At 49.2% G+C, this 4896-nt stretch carries 3 protein-coding genes; 2 read left to right on the top strand and 1 reads right to left on the bottom strand.

Annotated features, from left to right (window positions below; translation table 11 throughout):
• Nucleotides 1-296 precede the first annotated feature (296 nt).
• A complete protein-coding gene (locus IQ270_RS28110) occupies nt 297-1964 on the bottom strand; it encodes a CHAT domain-containing protein (RefSeq protein WP_193976417.1) in 1668 nt (555 codons plus the stop codon).
• Between the two features lie 1552 nt (nt 1965-3516).
• On the opposite strand from IQ270_RS28110, the gene IQ270_RS32090 reads away from it, so the two are divergent.
• The gene (locus tag IQ270_RS32090) at nt 3517-3651 is read left to right on the top strand and encodes a hypothetical protein (RefSeq protein WP_255532496.1); all 135 of its coding nucleotides are present in this window, start codon (nt 3517-3519) and stop codon (nt 3649-3651) included.
• Between the two features lie 154 nt (nt 3652-3805).
• Nucleotides 3806-4896 (top strand): calcium-binding protein (locus tag IQ270_RS28105; protein ID WP_305076232.1); only part of this gene is annotated, 1091 nt, incomplete at its 3' end.

The raw sequence follows: 4896 nt of genomic DNA, 5'->3' as shown, positions 1-4896 counted from the left end.
CTCCCAACCCCTATGCAATAAGTCATTCTTGATCAAAAATCTCCAATCGCCAATCGCAAATACTAAAATTTTGACTCAAAACCAGGTCGCTCGGCACAAGTCTTTACCTGCGATCGAGCAACGTACTTTTGATAAGACTCCTGGACGCACCGAAGGTCAACCACCCTGAAAAAATCGACGAAAATCCTTTTTGTTACCCGCAGCAAGACTAAAAAACTTGTTGCTCGATCAAAGTCGAAACTAAGGTTTGAACGTCTTGATGCGTCCAGGAATGGCAACTTTTCGGGCGATCGCTTTTATTGCTGGTGTTGGATGTAATTTTGCGACAGAGGAGTCCGTATCTCCGGCAGTAACTGTTCCGGTTTCGCGGTTCGGTGCTGCAAGTACCGCAACCCAAAAAAGCCAGCACTCAAAGCAACGGGCAACAAGCAAAGCGTCAGCGCCAGATATTTTTGCAATCCCGGTTTTTTTAACGCTTTCTGAGCCTGTTGTGGGGCAGGATTTGTGGCGATAACCGCAGACTCAGAATCGGCAATAGAGTTCGGTGAATTAGCAGCCGGTGGTCGATCGCTCGGGTTGGCCCAATCAGTACGATCTTTTAGTCGATCGGAACTATATTCCCAGACTTCGCCCTCATCACTGTCTGGCTCATCCAATTGATTGGCTGGCTTTGGCGGGTATTGGGCGATCGCCGAGAGCGAAGACGGCCCCTTCCATTCTGTACCCGACGCGCCCGCCGACGGCGTTCCCGACGCGATTATTTGCGCTCCTAGGACGGATGCGGCGCTTTGAGCAGGGGCCCCGGTCAGATAGCCGTCAAAGTCCGGATGCTGATAAAGAATCGGCAAAGCCCAGTATAACTGGTGAGAACCGTAGGCAGAAATTAGTCCGGCCCTGGCCCGACTCAGGCTGAGATCGACTGGATAGCCTTGATTGAGGTTGCGGTAAAACAGTCGCGTCAGAGTCAGGGCTACATCGTCGGGGATGCTTTCTGCCATTGCCAACACTGCTGGAATACCTCGCTTGACTAAAGCTTCGGTTAAGTTGCGTTCCGGGCTGTCCTCGGTAATGTCTGAGGGGTTGCCGTAAGCGCCGCGGCAGGAGTTGAACACAGCCATTTGAATGCCGTTGTTGACGAGCAATCCGGCTAAGTCGTCGCCGCTTAAGGTTTCGGTTAAGCCGGTGCGGCGGCTCACTAGATAGAGTTCGCCACCTCGGGAACCTAAGTTGCTGTGGCCTGCGTAGTGCAGAACTTGGTACTGTCCTTGTTCTAGGGCTTGGGTAAGCTGTTCTCGATCGGGATGTTCGAGAATAGTCAGTTGAATTTCCGGAGAATGGGGGCTGTTTTTGAGGGGGTGGCCGCTGCGGTTTTGCAGTTCTTGTTGCAGGTGGAGCACTTCTCGCGAAAGCTGCAAGTTGTCTCGATCGCTGGGAGAGGCGATCGCCATTAAAATTTTTAGTGGCCCACCGCTGGGCAGTATCCGGGTTTGTTTGAACAAACTTGTACCAGGTTGGTAGCGGGAAAATACGACATCGGTGCCTGTTGCCAAAGGGCGATCGCCCGCGTGCAGAACTTCCCACGGCAGCCGCGGCAAGTGCCTGCCTTTGAGTCCGAGCCGCAGTTGCAGCAATTCTCGGCGGTGCTGAGCGATGCCTTGAGCGCAAGTCCAACTATCGCGCAAGTTTCCTTGAAATAGCCCGCTGTATAACTGTTGCCCGAGTGCTACTAAATTCGGCGCTGAGTGTTTTCCCGATCGCGACATTCCCCGATCGGCCGTACCAGTTCCCTGGAGCAAGCCCACCAAAGGGTCGTTCATCAGTTGAGCAGACAGTGCCAGCCATTCGTCGATCGGCCAGCGGACTTGTTGTTCTGCCAAAGGTACACCGGGTGCAACCTTTTCTGTCCGCACTAGATATTCATCGTCCCCAACTGGGGTGACTGAGAGTTTAAATTCCTGGCTCACCGATTTAGCGCCCTCCCGCCTCAATTCTGAATTTCCCTGCGTTTTTGCACCTAGCAATAGCGACCCACCAACTGATTTTTACTCTTTGAATGAAACTTTTTGAATGCGCTTCCCCCGATCGGGCGAGCGCTGGGCTCAAATATATTTGTTCAAACACTTTGAGGGTATAAAACTTGTACTTTAATAACAGTTTATTAGTTTTAATTGCCCTGTGGCTAAGTGAAACCGGAATTTTCTCCAATTTTGCTATTTTTGACATTTTGCACCTCTACCGCAGACCCCTTTACGTTCATCGGGAACTTGAGTTTTTCATTGCTGAGTAAAGTTAAATTGGAGGTACTTTACCAGGCGGATCTCTAGTTCTTATTAAGATTACTTCAGCTCGACCCAACCGGTTTCAGGGCAATATCAAAGGCAAAGTTAAGTAATTTTTTTTTGACCCCATCGCGCCCGAACTCTCCTTACCGCTTATCCTCTACCACCAACCCCCCATCTTAAATCTTGATTTTGTGTCAATTAATTAATTGGTCAGCTCGTAACCTCATCCGTAAGCCGGGAACCGTCATCTGTCAGTCGATCGGGGCATTGAAGATTGGGGCGTTGCAGATTTAGTTGCAGCTTTGAATTTGGGAGCTTGAACTTTCTTCTAAAACTTGGAGATGTCCGCGACAGCAGTGGTACGGTACTCGTTTTTGGGATGGATCGTCGCCGAGCGAGCGACTATCGATAATTCCTAATAGATGGTTGCTTTTTTACCCATTTTATGTTATTATGCTTTTGCCTATGTAACTGTCTTAATTAACTTAAAATTAAGTAAAAAAAATCAAGTTAATCAACGCATAATTTTTAACAATAAAATAACTCTAAAATTATTCCAGTCCTCTCAGACAACAATCATTTTTACGATCGAGAAAACCAACCCTCGTCAGTCGATTTGAGATTTGAGGCTTTCCCGAATTCCTGCCCGCCAAAGCCGATAAGGTGTTTTGGATATTTGCGGGAAAATGTAGATTTGGCTGCGCGGTAATGGGTAATGGCGAAAAAGGTAATTGGCGATCGAGCGACCTATTACTCATTACCTGCTACCTAGGGCCAGACATTAGATTAACTTATCACCCAACTTTCAGGAAAGGCTTTTTTTAAATCAGTCTTAAGATAGATGTGTTTTAGGTTAATATAGTACCTGCATTGAGCAACAGATTTTTTAAGTTCGCTCCGAGCGGATCGATCGAGATCGAATTGCCGAACCGAAAATTAAAACCAATATTTGCGGGAGCGAACTATCTAAATTTGTAATTAATCATCCGGAACTAAAATTAAAAGCGCGCCGTCACTGACACAAAGCATTCAAATCCTTAAGTCAGGTAAGGATTTGTCAGAGCTGGGAGTGTTACACAACTTCAATGCACCAGACTCGATCGCAGAAAAAGCCAGGGTAAATTTTGGGGGATAAAGGTTTTGGGTAGTTATCTAGGAGTTGTGAGTTGCAAGTTGAAATTCTGCTTAGTCACTGTAGAAATTACGTAGAAAATCTACGGTTAGACGCACTGCGGTGCAGCTTACTGTAGAAAATACGGAGAACATCAAAAGCGAGCAGCACTTCGGTGCAGCACTTGCGGTGTATGTGACGGCTGAATTATCTTTGTGCGTTATTGCCCAAAAGAAACTCGCAGCCTCAGCAAAATAAACTCTGGCATTTTTAATAGCATCTATAACAGAAAAGAGGAAAAGCAGCCTCTAGAGCAAAAAAATATGAAATTCTAATTTCTTGCTTTTGCTGCATCCTCCTAGCTGATAAACTGATTCTAACAATCACATATCTTTTGGAGAAAATAGTAACGATGGAAGAAGAAATGTTGTTGGAAAATGTATCGGGAACACTTTTTCCCGATCGAGATATATCACAAATTTCTGACACGACAGAAACCAGTTTGTTTGCACCGATCGCCCTCGATGACGAGGAACCAGAGTTCGGACTTTCCGCCGGCGAGATCGATCGACTAGCGACTTTCCGCAGCGCCGCCGCGATCGAATCTGATAGCGACTTAGCCAAGTTAATTGACGATGCGATCGCACAAAACACCAGTAGCAGCAGTAACGGTCAAGTTCCGAATCCGTCTAACGGCGTATCCGAAACAACTGCTGAGGAAAACAGCCCAACTGGTGAATTGAACGGCATCCCCGAAGAAAGTGCCGACAGCACAGATGACGGAGAAGATGGCAGGGTTCGCCAGACACTCGAAGGCACCGACGACGATGACTTAATTGTCGGCACCAGCGCCGACGAGGTGATATTCGGCAACAAAGGCCGAGACAGAATGAGAGGAAACGGCGGCAAAGATCGGCTTTACGGAGGTAAAGAAGACGATGACTGCGACGGTGGCGATGATGACGATGAAATCAGAGGCGATCGCGGTAACGATATTTGCGAGGGCGGCCAAGGCGACGACAAGGTTTATGGCGGCAAAGAAAACGATACTCTTTTTGGCGGCAGCGACCAAGATACCTGTTTTGGCGATGAGGGCGATGACTGGGTAAACGGCAACGAGGGAAATGATGACGTTGACGGCGGCGCAGGTAGCGATAGCGTGTACGGCGGCAAAGGCGACGACAAGTGCGAGGGCGGCGAAGGCAACGATACCGTCAGGGGCGATCGGGGCAACGACAACGTTAGCGGCGGCGACGGCAACGACAGCGTTAACGGCGGCAAAGATAACGATACCGTGATCGGCGGTGCAGGCAGCGACGTTTGCGATGGCGACGACGGCGACGATACCGTGATGGGCGGCACCGGAGACGATACCGTGATGGGCGGCGACGGCAATGACGCTTGTATGGGCGACGACGGCGACGATACCGTGATGGGCGGCAGCGGCGACGACACCTTGATGGGCGGCGACGGCAATGACGCTTGTATGGGCGACGACGGCGA

The sequence above is a fragment of the Microcoleus sp. LEGE 07076 genome (genome assembly GCF_015207455.1).
Classification (GTDB): Bacteria; Cyanobacteriota; Cyanobacteriia; order Cyanobacteriales; family Microcoleaceae; genus Microcoleus.
This window is presented reverse-complemented; position numbering and strand designations above follow the sequence as displayed.